This window comes from Anaerosolibacter sp., from assembly GCF_029240175.1.
GTDB lineage: Bacteria > Bacillota > Clostridia > Peptostreptococcales > Thermotaleaceae > Anaerosolibacter.
Map to the genome: position 1 here is coordinate 35,259 of NZ_JARBTM010000009.1, position 22,596 is coordinate 57,854.

A 22,596-nucleotide genomic window follows, 5' to 3' on the forward strand; every position below is an offset into this window, starting at 1 on the left:
TTCTTTATTTACCAGCGAAGCAAGCGTCTATAAGTAAGCCAGACCGTTCAAGTTTGCTTGTTTATACAAAAGTATTCGGCGATGAGCTTTTAGGCCTTAAATCTTGCCTCGGATAGATGTAGAATGAGGAAAGGAGATTTTTCATGATGAAAACATCAAAAAAAGCAGGGGTATTGGCAGTGCTTATTTCTGCTGTTGTTTTTGGTTTAATGCCAATAATTGTAAAATCTATATTAGAGGAAGGTGGCAATAGCATAAGCACTTCTTTTTACAGATTTACCCTTGCACTACCACTTTTATACATTCACCTTAAATACATCAGAAAAGAAGATATGGGTTTAACGAGGGATGAGTTATTGAAGCTTCTTGTAATTTCAATCTTTGGCTATGGACTAACAGTATTATTACTTTTTATGTCCTATGAATATATACCATCTGGAATGGCAACGACGCTCCATTTTGGATATCCTGTTTTTGTAATACTTGGCTGCAGCATATTATTTAAAGACAAACTCACAAGAAGTCAGCTTATCAGTATCATTGTGTGTATGATAGGATTGGTGCTTTTTTACGAAAAAGGACAGCACATAAATATTAAAGGTGTAGTACTTGCGTTTGCATCAAGTATAACCTACACATTTTATATAATTTTTGTTGATAAATCTAAACTAAAGGAAATCAGTTCCCTGAAACTCGCTTTTTATTTATGTTTCATTGCATCGATTCCAACAGGTATATTTGCAGCATCAACGGGTAATTTTGACTATACCATGACTGTGAAAGGCTGGATTTTAAGTTTTCTGCTGTCAATACTGGTAATGTATGGAGCGGTTGGATTTTTTCAATATGGACTAAAGACCATCGGACCACAAAAAACATCTATACTAAGCACTTTTGAACCAATAACAAGTATTTTGATGGGCATGATGGTTTTCTCGGAAACATATAGCATTAGAACACTTGCAGGAGCTCTATTGATTCTTATAGGGGTAATTATAACTACCAGAAATGGTGAAGTGGACAATGTTAAGAACGTAAATAAAATTCCAATAAAACTTAAAAATTAATTAAGATTTCGCTTTTATACATAATTTTAAATTAATATTTTGGTAATTTACATGTAAGATAAGTGAGGACCTATCCTGCTTGCATATGGCTTTAAATGGCATTATTTTATATTCTCATTTGGGATTAATCATTCTTGGCTTAAGGTCTTCCATAAAATCTGAGCTATAGAGTTTATTTGTTCAAGATGGCTTTCTATTATATCAAGAGTTCTTTTTTTTATTCTAGATGAGTCCCTTTCGTGTATAGGCATATTTGGTGCTTTAAGAGTATCAAACTCTTTGCTCAATGCTACAAATTCACTAGATGCTTGCTTAAAGAAAGATTTAGTTTCTGGAGTTAATCTCGGTGGATCAACAAAATATAATAAGGTAACAATAATTTTACTAAGATTATTTGAGAACACTTTATTTGCAATCTCTATTTGCCTATCTGTAGAAACTGTCATCATGTACGTAGCAGAAACATAGTCATAACTGACACTTTTTTTCCTATCTAGAGAAATGTTTTTTTCATCGGCATTAGCAATAATATATATCATTTCACGTTCCCACTTATTTAAATCCCTGTCAGCTTTTTTAATTAACTCTAAGTCTTGCCAAAGTTCCTCAGAAGAATTTGAGTTTCCAAGACTTTCAAAGACCTGAGCGATTTCCATAGTAGCGTTAGTATCTGTAATAAGATATAAAAACATATCATTTGTTTTTTCTGCGTAAATATTTTGTATTTCCTTTAAATCCTTTATTATATTACGTTGATAAAGTACAAGTCCAGCCAATCCAATTGTGACGGCTAATAAGACAATTATTTTCTTTGAAAAATTCATTACATTAGCTCCTTTTGAAAAATTACTTGCATGTAACTTATTATTTCCAAATGAGGAAAATATATATTTTTTTAAGATCATCCTCCGAAGAAACCACACATTATAGAGATAAAAGAGGAAATTCCTAAACAGTATCTGTACGAGGATGATATGTGATTAATGAAGGTTTGATGATACCTTGATAATGTGATAGAATAGCTTTGTTAATATATGACATTTACAAAGCGATACGATTAGAATTCCAATTTGGTCTTACAAAAGTTGAAGAATATTTTGTTGAATATAATAAGGTTTGTCTAATATATATTTTTTTATTACATAGGAGTGGGACAATGATTTCAATTAAAAACACAGAAAACCTTACAGGTGTAACTATTAGCGGTGATTTTCACGACTTATACAATTTAGTTGAGGCATTTCATGCAATTACTATTAATGAATACTCCGAAAATCATCATGGCTATATTGAAATGTCAACTAGAGTCATGGGGTTATGCTTCGATGTCAGACATGCCTATCAAGGAGATCGGGAGATTGAGCTTATTAACAATTACATGACAGAAGATAAAATGAAGTGGCATGCACTCATTACTCCAAAGAGCAATGTATATTACAAATGCAATTGCCTATACCCAGAGATGTTTTTTGTGATCCTCGCTCTAAATGAACTTGTAAAGCTAAGAATCAAGGATCTCGCCAAAACGAAATACATATATAGAGAAGCACTTGATAAAAATGTAATTTGGGATGATAAAATTGCTACAATTAGAGCTTTTCAAGGCGAGTTCGTGAAATGCGTAAAAGGTACACTTACAGAGGGAACCTTTGTAAGATGGCTGAAGATTATGAATAGTGATTACTTGAGCATTGAAAATATTTGTGGGCAGTATGTCGATGTCTTAAACATAAAATACATGAATATGACCAAAGAAAAACGGCTGAAAAACCTGTCTTCAATCGCAAAGAGGATTGCAGAATTTGCACATGATAAAGAACATAATGAAATCAATAAAGTAGTAGCAGAGGCAGCTAAAGAGTATGGATGTGCTCAGGGAGATATACGGCTGAAAGGAATTGAGTATCCAGAGGATTTCATTTGGTGAAAGATAGAGAGTCTAATAGGTTTGATGCATTCTTAAAGTTTAATAAATATGCTTAGTTTAATGATTCCAATAAAGCTACGTTAGAGGCAGCAAAAGCCTTTGTAGAAAGAGAATCTGAAAAGCATATGAATAGAAGATAAGAAAATAAACAGATCATAAAAAAGCATTTATATTAATACAAAAATATCAGGGACAAAGGAAGTTGAATGTTTTAACAAGATTATAGTGTATTGTGAATGAAACGAGGGGAATTTGATGAATACGAAAATATTTGATAAAATAGACACTTTATTATCAACATTAAACAATTATCGCCCTCTTACACAGGGAGAAGTTGAGCGGTTAAGAGATGAATTTCTAATTGATTTTACTTACAACTCTAATGCTATCGAAGGGAATACCCTAACTTTACAAGAAACTGCGTTAATAATTAAAGAAGGTATTACTATTGCTGAAAAGCCACTTAAAGAGCATTTGGAAGTAATAGGTCATAAAGAGGCTTACTACTATATAGAAGAACTTGTAAAACAAAAAACTCCTCTATCAGAGAAATTAATCAAGGATATTCATAGTATCATACTCATAGATAAGCCTCAGGATAAAGGAGTGTATAGACGAGTGCCTGTTCGAATTATGGGCTCAGTTCATGAACCACCTCAGCCTTACTTAGTACCAATTCAAATGGAGCAGCTTGTTTTAGAGTATGAGGAAATGAAAAAAAATCTACATCCCATTGAGAGCACTGCGTTATTTCACCTGAAGTTTGAAACAATTCATCCATTCATTGACGGAAACGGGCGTACAGGAAGATTGTTACTAAACTTGGAATTGATGAAAGAAGGTTACCCTGCTATCAATGTAAAATTTGCGGATAGACGTAAATATTATGATTGCTTCACTTCATATCATGAATTAAATGGGAATGCTAATGCGTTTGTACAAATGGTAGCGGAGTACGTTCAAGAAGCATTAGAAAGATATATAGATATTGTTAGTCTGTAGACTTTGCTTTAATTACGCTTTAGCAGCTTAATATAGCTGCTCGTCCTGCCTAGACTGCATACGGTTTAGGGTCATCACGGCTACCAGAATCAAACTTTAGAACAAATCCAAAAACACTGGACCTGATGTTACCAAGGGATTCATTAGTTCAGCAAATATGTAAAGCCAATTAGGGGGATGACAATGTCATCCTCCTAAAAATTTGCAACCCATATATTATTATTCGGTTACATTGGTTGTGATTATATTTGCTTAAATGAAGCTTATTAAAGTACAAAATTTTTTTTAAGATAAATAATCTTTACGCTGTTAAGATTAAGTGATACAATATTAACAGTGTAAAGATTGAGGAGGTTTTCAAATGGCAAATAAGTCATATCACCATGGGAATTTAAGAAACTCACTAATAGAAGCCGGTATTGAACTCATAAATCAGGAGGGAATCAATCAACTCTCTCTAAGAAAAGTCGCTTCATTATGCGGTGTTAGTCAAGCTGCTCCATACGCTCATTTTAAAAGCAAGGAAGATTTGATGGGAGCTATGAGGGATCATGTAATAGGGTTATTTATGGAGGTTTTGGAGAAAGCAGCTTTCTCCTGCTCGAATCAAAACGATCCAAGGCTTCTCGTTGAAATGGGCAAGCGGTATGTATTATTCTTTATAGAAAATCCCAAGTATTTTACTTTCATATTTTCCCAACATTACATGGAGGTAAATCTTGATTTGGAGGGGGATGATACAAAGAATTTCCCACCTTACCAGCTTTTTAAAACCCATGCGATCCGGATATTGGGGAATATGGGAATGACTTATGAAAAAATCGAAGATGGGATAATATCCATGTGGGCTACAGTCCATGGCCTTGCTTCTATCGCTACCATGAAGAATGTTCATTATAGTAAAGAATGGGGAGAGAAGATTGAAGATATTATCTGGAATAAATAAAGGTGCCAGGCAACTTTCTAGAAAAGAATTTGTAAGATGGGTGGGGAGAGCAATGATAATTATTCTTTCAGTTTTACTTGTGAGTTCATTAATCCTTGCAAGTGTATTTCTTGCCTACAGTCCTGGAAAACTTCAACCTTTCCTTGATAAAGACGGTAAGGAGCTGGAGGGTAGCATATCTGAAAGAGGTTTTGTCAATATTGGTGGTGTAAAGCAAGGAATGTTTATCAGAGGAAAGAACTGCAGAAATCCGGTTTTGCTTTTCGTGCATGGAGGTCCATGCTTCTCTGAATATTTCCTTTTTGATAAATATCCTACAGGGCTTGAGGATGATTTTACGGTTTGTTACTGGGAGGAGCGCGGTGGAGGTCTTTCTTACAACTCCGATGTTTCACTGGACAGTATGACCATGGAACAGCTTACATCTGATACAATTGAAGTGACGAATTATTTGCGCAAACGGTTTGAACAGGATAGGATATACCTGGCGGCACACTCCGGAGGAACGTTTTTTGCCATCCAGGTTGCAGCTAAAGAACCCGAACTGTACCAAGCATATATTGGTATCTCACAGATTACAAAGCAGACAGAGTCAGAAAAGATAGCCTATAAATATTTGATGGAGCAATATAAAGCAGCGGGAAATACAAAAATGGTTGAAAAGTTAAGACAATATCCAATTTTAGAAGACGATTCATATGTTATCCCGTTTTTCAAATCCCTTGTTCGTGATCAGGCAATGCATGAGTTTGGCGTAGGTACAATGCGCAACATGAAGTCTCTTGAGAAGGATGTAGTTTTACCTATCATGTTATGCGAGGCATATACTTTTAGAGAAAAAATTAATCTGTGGACATCAAAATTTACATTTATAAAAAAGACAAAATTAGCAGACCAGCTTTTTGCCACTGATTTAACTACCAGGTTAACAAAGCTTGAGATACCGGTCTATTTTTTCAGTGGTGCGTACGATTTAACAGTAAATCATGACTTAACAAAAGCTTACTTACAACAATTAGAAGCACCTGTAAAAGGGTTTTACACCTTTGAAAATTCTGCCCATAGTCCGATTTTTGAAGAACCAGATAAAATGATGTATATTATTAAGAAGGATGTTCTTATGGGAGAAAACAAGCTTGCTGATAAAGAATAATAAAATCATAGTGATTACACATTCAAAACCGCGACCGAAATATCGTGGTTTTAATTTTGTCTTTAATTAGTATTATGAGGGGTGAACCATAATGAAAACAAATGTAATTTTGATGATAAACGAAGTGAGTCAAGAATAACCATACTAATTGACTAACTTTAGATTTGTATTTTATTAACCATCCATAGAGCAGTTTCATATCATGTAGTAGTTTTATTTAAAGGAGTGGTTGATAAATGAATCCATATTATAATAATTGGCCATATTTACAAATTCCAATATATGGTCAGCCTAATGTCTATCCTATGAATCCAGGATATGTTTGTCCGTTTTATAGTAATATGGCGACAAATTATCTAGAGAATCTATATGAAGAAGATAATGGTGAACTAGCCCACGACGGCATGATGCGCCAAAGGCCGCAGGATATCAATAGAATCATGGCACTTATTAATCAAGAACTCAACAGCTACTATACTGAGCTTCAAAGGTATGGCGTTCAGAGAGTTGTAACACGTAATATTTTTAGAAATATTGTAACCTATGTGCTAAGGAACGAAAATAGGTACACCGGAAACATTGAACAGAGAACAAATGCAATCTTTAATGCGTATCAACGTGATAATGTAATAACTTTTTTAATTTTAAGAGGGTATGGCGTGTTGAACAACCGTATAAACCAAATTATAAGAGCTATTATCCGCTTTAGCTTGGAAAATATAGAGGAGCGACCGACATCGGGCTGGAGTCAATGGGAAGATCTTGGTGGAGTATTAACATCAGGGCCTGCAGTTGCATCCTGGCAGCCTAACCGATTGGATGCATTTGGAAGAGGCCAAAATAATGCTTTATGGCATAAGTGGTGGAACGGTTCAAGTTGGAGCGAATGGGAAGATTTAGGTGGAGTACTAACTTCATCTCCTGCAGCAGTGTCCTGGGGGTCAAATCGAATTGATGTGTTTGGAAGAGGTCAAAACAATGCTTTGTGGCATAAGTGGTGGAATGGTTCAAGCTGGAGCGAATGGGAAGATTTAGGTGGAGTACTAACTTCATCTCCTGCTGTAGCATCCTGGCAAGCAAATCGCTTGGATGTATTTGGAAGAGGTCGAAATAATGCTTTATGGCATAAGTGGTGGAACGGTTCAAACTGGAGTCAATGGGAAGACTTAGGTGGAGTACTGACTTCGGCTCCTGCAGCAGTATCATGGGGACCAAATAGAATTGACGTATTTGGACGAGGACAAAACAATAGTCTATGGCATAAATGGTGGAATGGTTCAAGCTGGAGTCAGTGGGAAGACTTAGGTGGGGGAGTGATAAGCTCAGGACCGGCGGTTGCATCAACGGCACCTAATCGACTGGAAGTTTTTGCCCGTGGACAAAACAATCAGTTGATCTTTAGAACTTGGAACGGAACCAGGTGGAGTGGCTGGCAGTCCCTTCGAGGGGAATTAACCTCAGAGCCTGCAGCCGTATCTTGGGGAGGTAATAGACTAGATGTCTTTGCAAGAGGTCAGAATAATCATCTTTGGCATATCTGGAGACCATAACTAAAAAAGCTATTGCGAAAAGGGGAAATTTATAAATTGGCGCATTAATATAAAGTTCTCAAGGTACAATAAATTTTATGAGAAGTTGTGTATTCACCTACTGCGCACGCCTCCACCAATTTAATTCTAGATAGTTTAAAAGCCGCATTTTCGCGGCTTTTTGTGTTCGTTGCTTTTGTTAGGTGACGGAAAGGCTCAATTGAGACGAAAGCGAAATCCTGCTCGTAATATGCTAGAGATTACTTGCCAAATATACGCTGAAGAATACGCTGAAAAAATGATTTTTTGGTTGGAGAATCTTGAGTGCTCCCGATCATGGTGTTTTGTTGGGAATGGGTTGCATTGACTTCTTTGGATTTAGTAGTCTGTGAATCGGTCACTGATTTCGTTGAATTTTGCTGTTTTTTTGGCACCCCTTCACGGGTTGCATGATGATTATCTACCCTGGTCTCTTGATCATTATATTTTTTATGATGCTGAGATCGTCTTGGCTGAGAATGCTTATCTTGAGTAACCTTTGGGTTTGGTTTCGAATCTGTCCGATGGGGCATGCTCTTCACAGAATTGGCTGCTAACCATTTTTCGGCTTCGGCTTTGCGTGCCTTATAGACGTCTTCAGGAGGCAGTTCAGCTTCAGTGATCATAGCACTGATATGTTCTTCTATTTCATAGAGGGACATGATGTCTTCACCTGTAACCAAAGTGATTGCAGAGCCTTTTTTTCCGGCTCTGCCGGTACGACCGATCCTATGGACATAGTTGTCCTTTTCATTGGGAACATCATAGTTGATTACCAAGGACAAATCATCGATGTGAATGCCCCGGGCGGCAACATCAGTAGCCACCAATAAATGAAATTCTCCCTGTTTTAATTGCTGTATGGTTTTTGACCGTCGGCTCTGGGGGATATCTCCATGCAGTGCCTGACAAGCATAGCCTTTGCGTGATAAGTAGGTCTGAACTTTATCGACAGCCATTCGTGTATTGCAGAAAATCACACAGCTATCAGGCTGTTCAATCAGAAGCAGGCGATTCAACCAAGTATTCTTTTCATTTCCATTTACACGATAATATACTTGATGAATGCTATCCACTGTTTTTGTAGGAGATTCAATTTCTATGTTTACCGGTTGCTTCATATACTCATTGCATATTTTATGTATCTCTGGGGGCATAGTAGCAGAAAAAAGGAGAGTAACCCTGTTTTTAGGGAGAGCTTTTATAATTCTCACTACTTGTTCTAAAAAGCCCATATCCAACATCCTGTCTGCTTCATCTAATACCAAAAACCGTATGTGTTTGGTAACTAGATTTCCTTGACAAATGTGGTCGTATACTCTGCCAGGTGTTCCGGTAACAATAGAAGGCCCTTTATTTAGGGACTGTATTTCAGCATTTATACTATGTTGTCCGTACACAGAGGTTATCTTGTGATGAAGATACTTCGACATCTGTTTGAGATCATTGCCTACTTGGACTGCCAGTTCACGTGTCGGTGTGAGAATGAGTCCTTGGGGTCCTGGTCCTGCAGGATCAGTCATTTGGAGCATGCTAATACCGAAAACAGCAGTTTTACCACTACCAGTCTTAGACTTAACGATCAGATCTTTCTGATTCAGAATATGAGGGATAGCCTTTCTCTGTACCTCTGTAGGGCTCTCAAAATCCATCTCTTCGAGGGCTCTTAAAATAGGGGTTATGATACCTAGGTCATTAAAATTATTTTTCATTGAGATCTTCCTTTGTATTGTATGATGCTTTGATTATACCATTTTTTTGTGCTTTATTCTAGGGCGAGAGAAAAGGTGTAACGTAGGGAGAACTCGGGAATGTTATATATCTCTTTTAAAAGAAACAGAGAATAGCCTTATACAATAATAAATTTTAAAAATAGTTTGCTATATGTAAGAAACTATGTTATTCTTAATAAGAACTTAAATGAATAGTAATGAATGAGAAGCCAATATATATTTCAATTAGTACTTAGTATAAGTATGCCATATCGAGATTTTATTAGTGGATTATTACAATGAATTTAAGAATAAAATTTTGGAGGTATACATTATATGAATGGTACAGTAAAATGGTTTAATGCAGACAAAGGATTTGGATTTATTACAGGAGAAGATGGAAAAGATGTATTTGCACATTTTTCTCAAATAAATTCAGGCGGTTTCAAAACTCTTGAAGAAGGTCAAAAAGTGTCTTATGACGTTGTTCAAGGACCTAAAGGACCTCAAGCAGAAAATATTACTGTTCTTTAATTAGTAAACATTTACCCCTTGAATAGGTAGCCTATTTAAGGGGTTTTTAGTTGCTTATCATTAAGTTTTGACGCATATAAAAACACGTAGAAAAAATAGATAGGATCGTCAGTTTATCCCTAGGAAATAGGGAATAAAATCTGGCAGTCTTTTATAAAGGAGAAAAATGATTTTTAAAAATCTAAATATTATTGAACCTATTTTGAAAGCTTTAGAAATTCAGGGTTATGTTAGACCTACGCTTATACAGGAAAGGGCTATTCCAGTTATACTTCAAGGAAATGACTTAGAGGGATGTGCTCAGACGGGTACTGGTAAGACAGCCGCTTTTTCTATACCAATATTGCAGCTTCTTTATAATCAAAGTATAGACGAAAAGGCCTCGAGAAGGATTAAAGCATTAATTTTAGCGCCAACGAGAGAGTTAGCTATCCAAATTGGAGAAAGTTTTAATGTATATGGAAGATATACGGGATTAAAAAGTACTGTTATTTTTGGGGGTGTTTCACAAAAATCTCAGACAGATGCATTAAAAGCAGGCGTAGATATTTTAATTGCAACACCTGGTAGACTTCTAGATTTAATGCAGCAGAAATTTATAAGTCTACAGCATATAAAGTATTTTGTTCTTGATGAGGCAGACAGAATGCTGGATATGGGTCTTGGACAGGATGTAAAAAGAATTATATCAAAGCTTCCTAAAACTAGACAGACGATGTTATTCTCTGCTACGATGCCCCAGAATGTTTCCCAATTAATTGATTCTGTTCTCATAAACCCTGTAAAAGTAGAAGTGACCCCCGTTTCATCGACTGTTGATACGATTAAGCAGGCAGTCTATTTAGTTGAAAAAACAAACAAGAAATCTTTGCTTATTCACTTATTAAAGGATCAATCTATTGAATCCGTTCTTGTGTTTTCTCGGACAAAGCATGGTGCAAATAAGATAACCGGAGTTCTGATTAGAGCGGGAATAGAGGCCCAAGCCATTCATGGGAATAAGTCGCAAAATGCAAGACAACTTGCTCTTAAAAACTTTAAAGAAAAGAAAATAAGAGTTTTGGTAGCAACGGATATAGCTGCAAGGGGTATTGATGTAGAGGAATTGTCTCATGTAATAAACTTTGATTTGCCGGATGTGCCTGAAACTTATGTTCATAGAATAGGACGTACTGGAAGGGCTGGAGCAGCGGGTGTGGCACTTTCTTTTTGCGATGAGGAAGAAGGCGAATCCCTCAGGGATATTCAAAACACTATATCGAAAGAGATACCCATAATCGGGGATCATCCCTATCCTATAAGTAATTCAAGTTCCATAAAAAACAGTTCCTGTATAGCTAAAGGTAAGGATGTTAGAAAAAATACACCTGGGAAGAAAACTCACCAAAGTGGTACTGCTAGGAAAAATAAAAAGAAGCTCTATACGAATATGAGCTCAATGTAATACAAACCATGGTAAAAGCCAAGTCAATTAGCATAACGACTTGGCTTTTGTTTTCCCCCTGTATCATAGGGCTGTTACTTATTTGATGAATTTATTTTCGGATTTCCGGATTTCTTAGTTGTCTTGTTTTTTTGTAAAGAGGATCTATGATCATTTTGCTGTGCTGAAGTTTGTTTGCTTGAAGACTTACTTTTCTGGTTGTTTTGTATAGGGTTGCTCTTTTTTAAAGGGTTACCGGGTTTTGATTGTTGTGCAGGTGGGGCTGGATCTTCCGATACACGGATTCGTTTGATTTTCATGTCGATAAATGCTTCGATGGCCTCAAGTCTCTTTGAATCTTTATCGGTCAGGAGCGTGTAGACAACACCACTATGGCCTGCACGGCCTGTTCTACCGATTCTATGTACGTAACTCTCCGGCTCATCGGGCAAATTATAGTTAAAAACATGAGTAACCCCTTCCACATCAAGTCCTCGTGCGGCCACATCCGTTGCAACTAAGAATTTGATTTCATTGTTTCGGAAAGCCGTCATGACAAATTCACGCTTTGCTTGTGTCAGGGCACCATGTAGTTCTTCTACATTAAAATCTGCAGCAAGCATTTCTTCATAAAGAGTATGAGCACCCACCCTGCTCCGACAGAAAATGATCGCCTTGTTGGGAAAGTTTTGTTTTAAAATCTTGACGAAATCATTAAACTTTCTTCTATTGGATGTTTCCACTACAAATTGTGAGATGCTTTCGAGGGTCACTTGTTTCTGTGGGGCTTTTACTTGCTTTGGGTTATTTAGATATTCTTTTGAAAACGTGTCCACCGTATGACTTATTGTGGCAGAAAAGCATAGGGTTTGCCTGTTCTTGGGCAGGTGGCTTAGGATATCATCTACTTCACGCTTAAATCCGATATGGAACATCTGATCGGCTTCGTCGACAACCAGTGTTTTTAATTGACTGAAGTTAATCGTGCCTCGTCTCAAGTGATCCAAGATTCGTCCAGGTGTTCCGATGACTAGTTGTACGTTGCCACTGAGTTTGTGAAGCTGGGCTGTGACGTCCTGACCGCCATAAGCAGCAAGGATTTTAAGCGGTCTTATTTCAACAAACTGTCTAGCAACATCGGTTATTTGGATGGCAAGTTCACGGGTTGGAGTGATGACAAGACCTTGAATATGATTGTTTTCAACATCGATATTTTGGATCATTGGAAGCAGAAAAGCAAGTGTTTTGCCTGTGCCAGTTTGCGCTTCAGCAATTAAATCCTTTCCAGCCAAGGCCAGTGGAATGCTTAATAACTGGATCGGTGTCGGAATAAATATATTTTGACTTTCGAGAGCGTATACTAGATCACCCTGGATACCTAATTTATAAAATGACATAATTTATTTTCCTCGCATTTAAATTTGATTTTGGATATAGTCATTTCATTATATCAGAAAAATATGAGAAGAGGAGGAATATTGAGATTGGCTGTATAGTACTAAACTATGAACTTTTACTTTATTCTTTTCTTACAATCTTGCTTATACCTTGGTCTTCTACCAGTTCACTTTTGCTGAAGCCTTTTCTGAAATATCTGATTTGCTTATATTTGATTCCGTTCATTTCAAAATCTAATACATCGATCCTGTCCCCTCTATAAATTACCGGTTCTGTTTGCGTCTTAAGAAAGATATGTAACTCCATCATTAATATAATCAGCTATATAACAGCTGCTCCCTTCATTAGAGTAAGTATTTATATTTTACTATAATTATGTACCGATCGATATGTTAAAATTCAGTTAAAGCAATATAAAATATAACTAAATATACAGGGGAAATTTTTAAAAAATTAAAAATTTTCAGTAAAAAATGAAGGAAATTGTCAATATGAAGGGAAATATTTATTAAAAGAAAAAGGGAATTTGATTAGTAAATATGATCATCATTTAAGCTTGATTTCCATATCAACGCTTAAGAAAAGCTCAACGTATTGAGAAAATATAAATGTATATAGTAGGAATCTAACATAAGGCGCAGGGGGTGCTTTTGGGATGACAAGCGAAGTTACTACTAACTATATGGAGCTATTTGATAATGCACTAATAGGAATTTTTCATAGTACTTTCGATGGAAAATTTCTATATGCAAATAAAGCCTTTTCCACCATATTAAAGTATTCATCACCGGAAGAAGTTATACTTTCCATCAATGATATTCAAAACCAGTTGTTTACAAGGGACTATAATCGGCAAGACATTTTGGCGCAAATGAGAAGAGATGGGAAGCTTGCGAATTATGAAGTACAGTACTATTGTAAAGACGGTAGTATTATAAATGCACTCTTAAATATGCACATCAAAAAGGATATGGAAGGTAATGAGCTTTATATCGAAGGTTTTATCAGCGATATTTCATCCTTAAAGATGAAAGAGCAAAAGCTTAAAGAAAGCGAGCAAATGCTTCAGGAAGTAAACGAGGAACTGGAAGCCTCCCTACAGCAGTTAACTGCTAATGAAGAAATATTGCGATATAATTATGATCAAATAAAGGAAAAGGAAGCTGCCTTAATAGAGAGTGAGCAGCGATGGATCTTTGCGTTGGAAGGCAGCGGAGATGGCGTATGGGATTGGAATTTGGAAACCAATAGTATTTATCGGTCAAAGCAGTACAAAACCATGCGAGGATTTGCTGATAAGGATATTACGAATTCCTATGAACAGTGGTTGGATATGATTCATCCTGAGGATAGAGAATGGGTAGTTGATGAACTTCATAAACATGTAAATAATGAAACACCTATTTATATAGCGGAATATAGAATTCTTAGAAAAGATGGCAGTTATATGTGGGTTCATGAGAGAAGTAAAGCAACGAAAAGAGCTTTGGATGGAAGGGCACTTAGAATGGTTGGAACCCATAGAGACGTTACGAAAGAAAGAAACTATCAAGATGCTTTGCTCCTCCAGAAAAAATCATTTGAATGTCTATTTGATAATTCAATCGATGCCATTGTGGAGTTTGATGAGGAAGAACGCATTATTGATATCAATACAGAATTTGTTAAATTATTTGGATATACTTTTGAGGAGGTTAAAGGTAAGTACATTAATGATATCATTGATCCCTTCAATGAAATGGAGAGCTATCTTACTTTTGCTGGTTTAGAAAAAGGAGATTGTCAATTTCGAGATACTGTACGGTATGATAAGCATGGAAATCCAATCAAAGTTTTTGTTAAAGGAGTCCCCATTGTCATAAACAACAAAACCGTTGGAGGTTATGCTATTTATACCGATGTTAGATTCATAAAAGAAGCAGAAGATCAGATAAGAAAGCAGAAGAAAATTCTGGAGTCTCTTTTTAAGTACTCGCCTGATGCTATTGTAGATATTGACATGAACAGAAAAATTATAAATATTAATCATACATTTACAGAACTGTTTGGATATACAATTGATGAATGCGTTGGAAAAACCGTGGATGAATTGATTGTAAGCGAAGAATACATTATGGAAAGTCAAATGATTAATAACATAGCTTTTGAGAACCAAAAAGTGGAAGTAGATACAGTAAGAAAACATAAGGACAACACACTCATTGATGTGTGCGTTCGGGGAGGTCCTACCTTTGTTGAAGGAAGGATCATTGGTTATCATGGGATTTATACAGATATTAGAGCAAGAAAAGAAGCAGAAGCAAAAATAAGATATCTAAGCTACCATGATAAGTTAACAGGCCTATATAACAGAGCTTTTTTTGAAGAAGAGTTGAAACGCCTTGATACAGATAGGCAACTGCCGCTTGCCATTATTATTGGGGATGTAAATGGTTTAAAGCTAACCAATGATGTTTTTGGTCATTTAACAGGTGACAAACTGTTGGCCAAAACTGCAGATATTCTTAAGAAGGCCTGTCGTAAAGAAGATATTATATGTAGGTGGGGAGGGGATGAATTCGCAATCCTCTTGCCACATACGGATAAAAATATTGTAGATAAGATATGTGAGAGAATTTATTGCCTATCAAAGGAATCAGCCGATACCCCAATACAAATAGGTATATCTCTCGGATATGCTATAAAGTACAAAAACGAATCGATGACAGAACTAATTAAAGAAGCAGAAGAACGAATGTACAGGAATAAATTACTTGAAAGTAAGAGTACGAGAAGTCATATTATTAATTCTTTACAAAAGTCATTGTATGAGCGTAGCCACGAAACAGAAACCCACTGTCAGCGTATGAAGGACTTAAGCATAGCATTAGGTAAAAGCTTGAACCTTGACAATGATAAAATTAATGAACTTGGTTTGTTAGCGCTGCTTCATGATATAGGAAAAATGGCAATATCTGATTCTATTCTTCAAAAACCAGGAAAATTAACCTTAGAGGAATGGGAAAAGATGAAAAGACATTCTGAGATTGGCTATAGAATTGTAGAAACTTCTCCAGAACTAGCGCATATTTCTAAGTATATTTTATTTCATCATGAAAGATGGGATGGTACAGGATACCCTAAAGGCTTAAAAGGTGATGAAATTCCTTTATTATCAAGAATTATTTCAGTAGTCGATGTTTACGATGTGATGACCAATGCAAGAGTGTATAAAGCGCCTGTTTCTCATGATGAAGCCTTAAAAGAAATTGTAAGATGTTCTGGAACTCAATTTGATCCAGAAGTAGTCGGCAAATTCCTTGAACTTTTTCCCCTCATTTCCGGAAATTGAAAACTATTTGTCGATAGGGAACTTTGTTCATATAATTGTAAATTGAATATACCATGTTAAAAATAATACATAATTAACAATGAGGAAAGGATTTTGGTGCCGATATGTCGAATTATAAAACGAATGAATATACATATTGTAGAAAAAAGGTGATGAAATGCTGAAATTGTCATTGTTTGAGTTGTTTTTTAGGCTGTTACCCGAAGGTTTTTTGCTCTGCTTCTTGATGTATGTATTGTCAAATAAACAGTTTGATACAAATAAACTTGTTCTAACTGGAATTATATTAGGGATCACACCATTTTTTATTCGACTACTCCCAATTAATTTTGGTGTGCATACGATAATATCTTTAATTATCTATATTATAGCAGCTGTTGGGTTAAACAATATAAATATTATCACTGCCATATCTTCTGGTCTTTTAAGCATCATTATTTTATCTATTTGTGATTTTATAAACTTTTTTGTTCTTGTAAATCTATTTAAATTTCCTATAGAGACAATGCTAGACAATATAAAATTAAAGACATTAGCAGGAATGCCATCCTTACTGTTATTCGCCTTAATCGTATTCTTTTTATATAGAATAAGAAGAAATAAAAATGAAGAAGTACCAAAGGTGGTCTAGATATATATGATTGAGAAATTATCCAGCAGTCTTGCAGCAGTCATTGCTGGTTATTTACATTTAGATGAAGATAATAAAGAGGTTTTGGCATATGGTGCTTTTTCCATATTTCAAACCATATGGTCAGTGGGTCTGGTAATTATATTCGGGTTATTGTTTGGTGTTCTACTTGAAGCGTTTACGATTTCATTGGTTGGTGCAATATTAAGAAAATCTGCTGGTGGTGTTCATGCCACGTCTCCAAATAGATGTGCTGCAATTGGAGTCATAATGTCTGTGGGACTAGCACTATTGATGAATATGACTGAAATTAATTCAGGAATAGGATTGAGCAGTATATTCACGTTAGTCTGCTTTTTGATTACATATTATTGCATAATCAAATTTAGTCCAATGGATACGCCCAATAAGCCCATCGTCAAGGCCGAAGTTAGGCTTAGATTGAAGAAAGCCTCGCTAAAGACTGTCCATATTTGCCTTATGATAACTGCGTGTTCCTATGTGTTTTTTTTAAGCAGTCATAATTATTTAGCACTAAGTACTGCTACAGCGATATCCGGGGGACTTCTTACCCAGGCTGTATCATTAACATCCTTTGGGAGCTCTATAATATTGAATCTTGATAAAATGCTAAATAGTTTATCTATTAAGTAAAAAATAAAGGAGGTGAAAAAATGAAAAATAAAGTATTCATGACGCTTACTGTATTGGGTGCTTCTTTACTAACTTTCTTTGCTACAACTACATCCGCATCTGCGTGTTATTGGGGTTGGTATCAGCCAAATGAACCAAAGTTATTAAAGGACAAATAGAATAGGAGAGCTATGTTAAGTTCTCCTATTACATCATTTATACTAATGAAGACAGGTGTTAGAATGTATTATGCTGAAGATAAAAGAAGAAAAAATATTTATGAAGTAGTTTCAGTAGTAAAGTTGCTTTCCCTATTAGTTTGTGGGATTGCCTTTTTTGATAGCGATATATGGATTGAAAAAAGTCTTAATATATTCAATATGGTTAATTCCATAACGTTAGTTTTGTTTTCAATAGTTTTACTATTGATTTATAAAGCATGGTCTTTTAGTGTAGCTAGAGATAGATTTGATGAAAAAATTACTCGAAAGGATATTGTCGAAATAGCCTTTTATATAGGGATTTTTTTATTTTTGATTTTTATTACAGGAAGTCACAAAAGCCAATATAAGTTTATTTATTTATTTACAATTATTACTGCAACAATTCAATTTGGAAAAATGTTTGGTTTATCTATAGCTTTCTTGTGTTCCGGAATTATACTGACTATAGATTATTTTGCATCACCAAGTGGTATCGTAAACAATTACTTTCAAAGTGACTTAGTGTTAGTAGGAGTGTTTATCCTAACCGCATGGTTAATAGGGTATTATGCAAATTTAGAAAAGGGTTATAGAGAGTATTTAATTAACTTAGCAAATAAAGATGAGTTAACGGGCTTATATAACCATAGATATTTTCATGAATCAATTAGGTATAATTTTAATATGGCAAAGAAATCAAATAAAGCAATTTCACTTATGCTTATAGATATAGATTACTTTAAATACTATAACGACCTATATGGACATACGGCTGGGGATCTAGTGTTAAAAGAAATTGGAGAACTGCTTCTTGCTAAAGGGAGAGAATGTGACATTGTTGCTAGATATGGTGGAGAAGAGTTTACAATTTTAATGCCAGATACCGATGAGGAAGAGGCTGTTTTAATTGGAGAGAAGGTCAGAGAAGCAGTTCAAAATAAATATTTTAGTGGAGAAGAAAGTCTACCCAATGGAAAGCTTACGGTTTCTGTTGGTGTATCCTGTTTTCCAGGGAAATCGCAAAGTATAAAGGAATTAATAAATAGTGCGGATGATGCTTTATATAGGGCTAAATTTTTGAGCAAAAACAGAGTAGAATCCTATGTTTCTATCTTAGATGAATTAAAGAATGATATTGAAGATGAACATATAGATTTGATCAGTTCTATAAAAACGCTAATCAGTGTTATTAATGCCAAGGATAGATATACGTATAGTCATACGATGAGAGTAGTTATGTATTGCCAGCTGCTTGGAGATAAGTTAGGAATCTCAGATCAAGATAAAAAGACCTTGAAATTTGGTGCTTATTTACATGATATAGGGAAGATAGAAATACCCAAGGAAGTATTGAATAAGAGAATGAAGTTAACAGACAGCGAATGGAATACCATAAAACAACATCCTGCAAACGGAACTGAAATTATTAAATCAGTGCATTCGCTAGAAAATATCATTCCTCTTATTTTATATCATCATGAACGATATGATGGATCAGGGTATCCCCATAATCTAAAAGGAGAGAATATACCATTTTTAGCTAGAGTGCTCACTGTTGCAGATAGTTTTGACGCAATGACTTCAAATAGACCCTATAATACTAGCAAAACCATAGATGAATCCATAGTAGAACTAGAAAGATGCAAGGGAATTCAATTTGATCCCCTTATCGTTGATGCGTTTATTGAAGTTCTTAAATCAAATGAAGCACAATTAGGTTTGTAAACTATACAAAAACAGTTCATGTAAAATGGACGGTAAAATAACAACCAATAAAGGGACTGTAATAGTCCCTTTTATAATGGAGTTAAACAGTGATTAAAGCTTCTTTATGGATAGATTTATCATACCACAATATGTCGAATATGATCGAACGAATATCAAAGGATATTGGCTCTATATAGGGAATTTACTTTTATGGCGGTAGAAAAATTGGTCAACATGTATTAGGTATACATGACCAAAACCTTATAAGGCGTAAATGAAGGAGATTGAAATGACACATGGTGAATTCGTTTGGAGGTATGATTATGGAATTCTATATTAGGCCGATTTGTATTGGTGATGGAAAAGGCGTTAACGAACTTAGACGTATGCCTGGAGTTTTTGAGAATATTCTAGGTATTCCTTCTGAGAGAATTAAAAGAAATGAAGATTTTATTGTAAGCTTGGATAACGATGCACATCAATTTGTAGCAGTTGCAAAAGAGGACTCGGGAGAAGAAAAAATTATCGGAACTGCTGGATTGAATATATTCCCAAATTCCAGACTGCGTCATTCTGCAAGTATTGGAATTATGGTGCATAAGGATTTTCAGAATATGGGTGTCGGAACTAGATTAATGGAAGCAATCATTGATATTGCTGACAACTGGCTTATGCTTGTAAGAGTTGAGTTAGCTGTTTTTGCAGACAATGAAAAAGCCATCAATTTATATAAGAAATTTAATTTTGAAATTGAAGGATTGAAGAAAAAAGCAGCTATACGAAATGGAGAATATGTGGATGAAATAATGATGGGAAGACTCAATACTTCTAGATAAATATTGAATTGTGAGAATTTATTCTATAATACATGAATTATAATTTAAACCATGCAGCAGCTATAGATGTGAAGGATGTTGTAACTGAGTAAACGGATAAAAATATTAGTTTTTGCAAGCCAATAAAACGGACTATGGAAACGCCATAGTCCGTTTTTCAATATAATAGCATTTTTTAATATTTCCTTCATATAGTTTATAAGAAACTTACAGAATATGGAGGAAAGATTTATGGAAAACAAAGAGGGGAAAATGATCGTGTGGGCTGTCATGGCAATGCTCATTTTTGCGCTGCTGACTATAGCCCAGGCTGATCAGCAGGAAAATGAAGTGGCATTACAGCAAAGTGAATTACCAATAAAAGAAATGAATACAGCAGCGGATAGGGAGAACGTTGGGGAGAATAGTTCAATAGAAATGAATGAACCCATAAGGGTAGACATGGAAACTCAAAAAGACATCATGGAGGAACTCATCCAACAAGAGGCAAGCATCAACCTAGAGAAGATTGATCTAACCATATTAGAGAAACTAAAGTATGATGTGGCAAAAGGAAAAGAAATCATCGCTGATTTTACAAGAAATGATAAAATCATCATGGATACAGGAAATAATTATTCGACAGTAAAAGGTGTCACTTGCTTTCGGGGAAACCATTATCGAGATTCTGCCAGTTTTGGTTTTGCAGAGATTAACGAAAGAAAACTAGAAATTCAATGGCAGATTCCCATCGGAGGAATTGATAGCTGGACAGGCGTAGGATGGAATGGACAACCATCTATTGTTGAGTGGTCTAAAGAATTGAAAAACACCATGAATATAATCGAAGAGAAAAAGGCTAAAGAAGATTTGCGTGAGGTAATCTATGCAGCGTTAGATGGCAAGGTCTATTTTCTCGATCTTGAGGATGGAACCCCTACCCGTGAAAAGATTCAAATTCCTGGTCCCGTAAAGGGTAGTCTTACTGTTGACCCTCGGGGAATACCCCTGTTATACGTAGGTCAAGGGATTAATACTGTTCAAGGAAAAAGAGTTGAAATGGGGTATCGAATATATAGCTTGATAGACCAACAGAAGCTATTCTTTATCAACGGGTCTGATTCATTTGCTTTTAGAAGTTGGGCAGCCTTTGATTCCACGGCACTAATAGATGAAAAAACAGATACCATGCTGTTGGCAGGAGAAAACGGCATTTTTTATACTGTAAAATTAAATACAGACTATGATAAAATAGCAAATACAATCACTATAGACCCTGAAGTTATGAAATACAGATATCGCATAACAGGAAATAATTATCAGGGAATAGAAAACTCAGTGGCCGTTTATAAGAACCTAGCCTATTTTGCAGATAATGGAGGGTGGTTACAATGCATAGATCTAAACACCTTAACGCCTATTTGGGTCAGGGATATTACTGACGATACGGACAGTACTGTAGTGATTGAGGAGGAAAAAGAAGATCAAGTTAACCTCTATACAGCCTGCGAAGTAGATAAGCAAGGTGCAAAAGGGATAAGCTATATCCGAAAAATCGATGCGCTCACTGGTCAATTGAGTTGGGAGAAAGCTTATGCATGCGATTCTAAACTGGGAGATAAACCTAATAATGGTGGGGCTCTAGCGACACCAGTAGTTGGAAAAAATTCTTTAAACCACATGGTGATATATAATCTTGCACGTTGGGGCGGGTTTAATAGAGGTTTACTTGTTGCCCTAGATAAAAACACAGGTGAAGAAGTATGGCGCTTAGAATTAGCCAACTATTCATGGAGTTCTCCTGTAGATGTATATACAGAAGAGGGTGAAGGATATATTGTTGTCTGCGATTCTGCAGGAAAGATGCATCTAGTAGATGGTTTAACAGGACATACATTAGATGTCATTGAGTTAGGTGCGAATGTAGAAGGTTCTCCAGCCGTGTTCGACAATATGGTTGTCGTTGGAACAAGGGGACAAAAAATATACGGGGTTAGAATCTACTAATAAATAAGTTAAAATGTTGTTCTCATATCAGATATGAGAACAACATTCTTTGCTAAATATTCCAAGAGACAGAACATCCATGAATAACTAGTAATTCATAACCATCCTTAGATCAAAGAAGGATAAGTCATCCTTTTCAGTTCCTTGGCCCCAGAAATTCATGGAGCAATTTCGCTTTTCCTCATTTTCATTATGATCCTTTGGTATATGAATTTGTTTTTTATTACCTAAAATAGAACCAAGGGTCTTATCTTTTGTTGAAGTCATTAGGTTTACTGCTGTTGCATTGTACATACAAACTCCTCCTTTTATGTGTTCATCGGTTGAAGTAAAATCAGATAAAAAATGCATCTAACGATGCCTTCGCTAGGGGAACCTAGTTCCCCTTCGACGGCTGCTAAGCAGCCTGAGCACCCCTCTTACTACGGCATGGGAATACTTCCCCTGCACCCCTGAATTTTTATTGTAAAATATTTCAAAATCCTTATACTCCTTGTTCTTACTAAGGTTGATACTAATCAAAAACTATATTTTCTTAG

General features: G+C 35.6%; 20 protein-coding genes. 15 read left to right on the forward strand and 5 right to left on the reverse strand.

All coding sequences use genetic code 11. The features are described from left to right. Positions 1-146: 146 nt before the first annotated feature. Positions 147-1,067 carry a DMT family transporter gene (locus K0R93_RS08245; protein ID WP_300299859.1) on the forward strand — a complete coding sequence of 307 codons (921 nt, stop codon included), beginning with the start codon at positions 147-149 and terminating at the stop codon, positions 1,065-1,067. 128 nt (positions 1,068-1,195) lie between these two features. On the opposite strand, the gene K0R93_RS08250 is transcribed toward K0R93_RS08245, so the two are convergent. Then, positions 1,196-1,972 (reverse strand): hypothetical protein, encoded by a 777-nt coding sequence (locus tag K0R93_RS08250; RefSeq protein ID WP_300299861.1) that lies wholly within the window; start codon positions 1,970-1,972, stop codon positions 1,196-1,198. Between the two features lie 251 nt (positions 1,973-2,223). On the opposite strand from K0R93_RS08250, the gene K0R93_RS08255 reads away from it, so the two are divergent. The 5 genes from K0R93_RS08255 to K0R93_RS08275 all read left to right on the forward strand — a co-directional run bounded on the left by K0R93_RS08255 (position 2,224) and on the right by K0R93_RS08275 (position 7,645). Continuing rightward, positions 2,224-2,994, forward strand: coding sequence for a DUF6904 family protein (locus K0R93_RS08255; protein WP_300299863.1), 771 nt, complete (start codon positions 2,224-2,226; stop codon positions 2,992-2,994). A gap of 255 nt (positions 2,995-3,249) precedes the next feature. Beyond that, a complete protein-coding gene (locus tag K0R93_RS08260; protein WP_300299865.1) occupies positions 3,250-3,996 on the forward strand; it encodes a Fic family protein in 747 nt (248 codons plus the stop codon). A gap of 361 nt (positions 3,997-4,357) precedes the next feature. Continuing rightward, positions 4,358-4,942, forward strand: coding sequence for a TetR/AcrR family transcriptional regulator (locus K0R93_RS08265; protein WP_300299867.1), 585 nt, complete (start codon positions 4,358-4,360; stop codon positions 4,940-4,942). Beyond that, positions 4,917-6,095, forward strand: coding sequence for an alpha/beta fold hydrolase (locus K0R93_RS08270; RefSeq protein ID WP_300299869.1), 1,179 nt, complete (start codon positions 4,917-4,919; stop codon positions 6,093-6,095). The genes K0R93_RS08265 and K0R93_RS08270 overlap by 26 nt, the downstream gene beginning before the upstream one ends. A gap of 236 nt (positions 6,096-6,331) precedes the next feature. After that, positions 6,332-7,645 (forward strand): hypothetical protein, encoded by a 1,314-nt coding sequence (locus tag K0R93_RS08275; protein WP_330685097.1) that lies wholly within the window; start codon positions 6,332-6,334, stop codon positions 7,643-7,645. A gap of 239 nt (positions 7,646-7,884) precedes the next feature. Here K0R93_RS08275 and K0R93_RS08280 read toward each other — a convergent pair whose 3' ends face one another. Beyond that, positions 7,885-9,375 carry a DEAD/DEAH box helicase gene (locus K0R93_RS08280; protein WP_300299871.1) on the reverse strand — a complete coding sequence of 497 codons (1,491 nt, stop codon included), beginning with the start codon at positions 9,373-9,375 and terminating at the stop codon, positions 7,885-7,887. A 336-nt stretch (positions 9,376-9,711) separates the two neighbouring features. Here K0R93_RS08280 and K0R93_RS08285 point away from each other — a divergent pair, with 336 nt between their 5' ends. Continuing rightward, the gene (locus tag K0R93_RS08285; protein WP_300299873.1) at positions 9,712-9,909 is read left to right on the forward strand and encodes a cold-shock protein; all 198 of its coding nucleotides are present in this window, start codon (positions 9,712-9,714) and stop codon (positions 9,907-9,909) included. Positions 9,910-10,075: 166 nt separating this feature from the next. Beyond that, positions 10,076-11,353: a DEAD/DEAH box helicase gene (locus tag K0R93_RS08290; RefSeq protein ID WP_300299875.1), complete on the forward strand. Its 1,278-nt coding sequence runs from the start codon at positions 10,076-10,078 to the stop codon at positions 11,351-11,353. 74 nt (positions 11,354-11,427) lie between these two features. On the opposite strand, the gene K0R93_RS08295 is transcribed toward K0R93_RS08290, so the two are convergent. Together K0R93_RS08295 and K0R93_RS08300 are read right to left on the reverse strand one after the other, a co-directional pair. Next, positions 11,428-12,729 (reverse strand): DEAD/DEAH box helicase, encoded by a 1,302-nt coding sequence (locus K0R93_RS08295; protein WP_300299877.1) that lies wholly within the window; start codon positions 12,727-12,729, stop codon positions 11,428-11,430. Between the two features lie 121 nt (positions 12,730-12,850). Continuing rightward, complete coding sequence (locus tag K0R93_RS08300; RefSeq protein WP_330685098.1) at positions 12,851-13,039, reverse strand: hypothetical protein; 189 nt, start codon at positions 13,037-13,039, stop codon at positions 12,851-12,853. Between the two features lie 346 nt (positions 13,040-13,385). Between K0R93_RS08300 and K0R93_RS08305 the strand changes: the two genes are divergently transcribed. From K0R93_RS08305 to K0R93_RS08335, 7 genes are all read left to right on the forward strand, one after another. Continuing rightward, positions 13,386-16,061 (forward strand): sensor domain-containing diguanylate cyclase/phosphohydrolase, encoded by a 2,676-nt coding sequence (locus K0R93_RS08305; RefSeq protein WP_300299879.1) that lies wholly within the window; start codon positions 13,386-13,388, stop codon positions 16,059-16,061. A 157-nt stretch (positions 16,062-16,218) separates the two neighbouring features. Next, complete coding sequence (locus K0R93_RS08310; RefSeq protein WP_300299881.1) at positions 16,219-16,692, forward strand: hypothetical protein; 474 nt, start codon at positions 16,219-16,221, stop codon at positions 16,690-16,692. A gap of 6 nt (positions 16,693-16,698) precedes the next feature. After that, positions 16,699-17,346 carry an accessory gene regulator ArgB-like protein gene (locus K0R93_RS08315; protein WP_300299883.1) on the forward strand — a complete coding sequence of 216 codons (648 nt, stop codon included), beginning with the start codon at positions 16,699-16,701 and terminating at the stop codon, positions 17,344-17,346. A 20-nt stretch (positions 17,347-17,366) separates the two neighbouring features. Further along, a complete protein-coding gene (locus K0R93_RS08320) occupies positions 17,367-17,504 on the forward strand; it encodes a cyclic lactone autoinducer peptide (RefSeq protein WP_300299885.1) in 138 nt (45 codons plus the stop codon). A gap of 63 nt (positions 17,505-17,567) precedes the next feature. Continuing rightward, a complete protein-coding gene (locus K0R93_RS08325; protein WP_300299887.1) occupies positions 17,568-19,253 on the forward strand; it encodes a bifunctional diguanylate cyclase/phosphohydrolase in 1,686 nt (561 codons plus the stop codon). 305 nt (positions 19,254-19,558) lie between these two features. After that, complete coding sequence (locus K0R93_RS08330; RefSeq protein ID WP_300299889.1) at positions 19,559-20,071, forward strand: GNAT family N-acetyltransferase; 513 nt, start codon at positions 19,559-19,561, stop codon at positions 20,069-20,071. 231 nt (positions 20,072-20,302) lie between these two features. Further along, positions 20,303-22,057, forward strand: coding sequence for an outer membrane protein assembly factor BamB family protein (locus tag K0R93_RS08335; RefSeq protein WP_300299891.1), 1,755 nt, complete (start codon positions 20,303-20,305; stop codon positions 22,055-22,057). A gap of 87 nt (positions 22,058-22,144) precedes the next feature. Here the strand turns inward: K0R93_RS08335 and K0R93_RS08340 are convergent, their stop codons facing one another. Next, positions 22,145-22,351: a hypothetical protein gene (locus tag K0R93_RS08340; RefSeq protein WP_300299893.1), complete on the reverse strand. Its 207-nt coding sequence runs from the start codon at positions 22,349-22,351 to the stop codon at positions 22,145-22,147. Between the last annotated feature and the right edge of the window lie 245 nt (positions 22,352-22,596).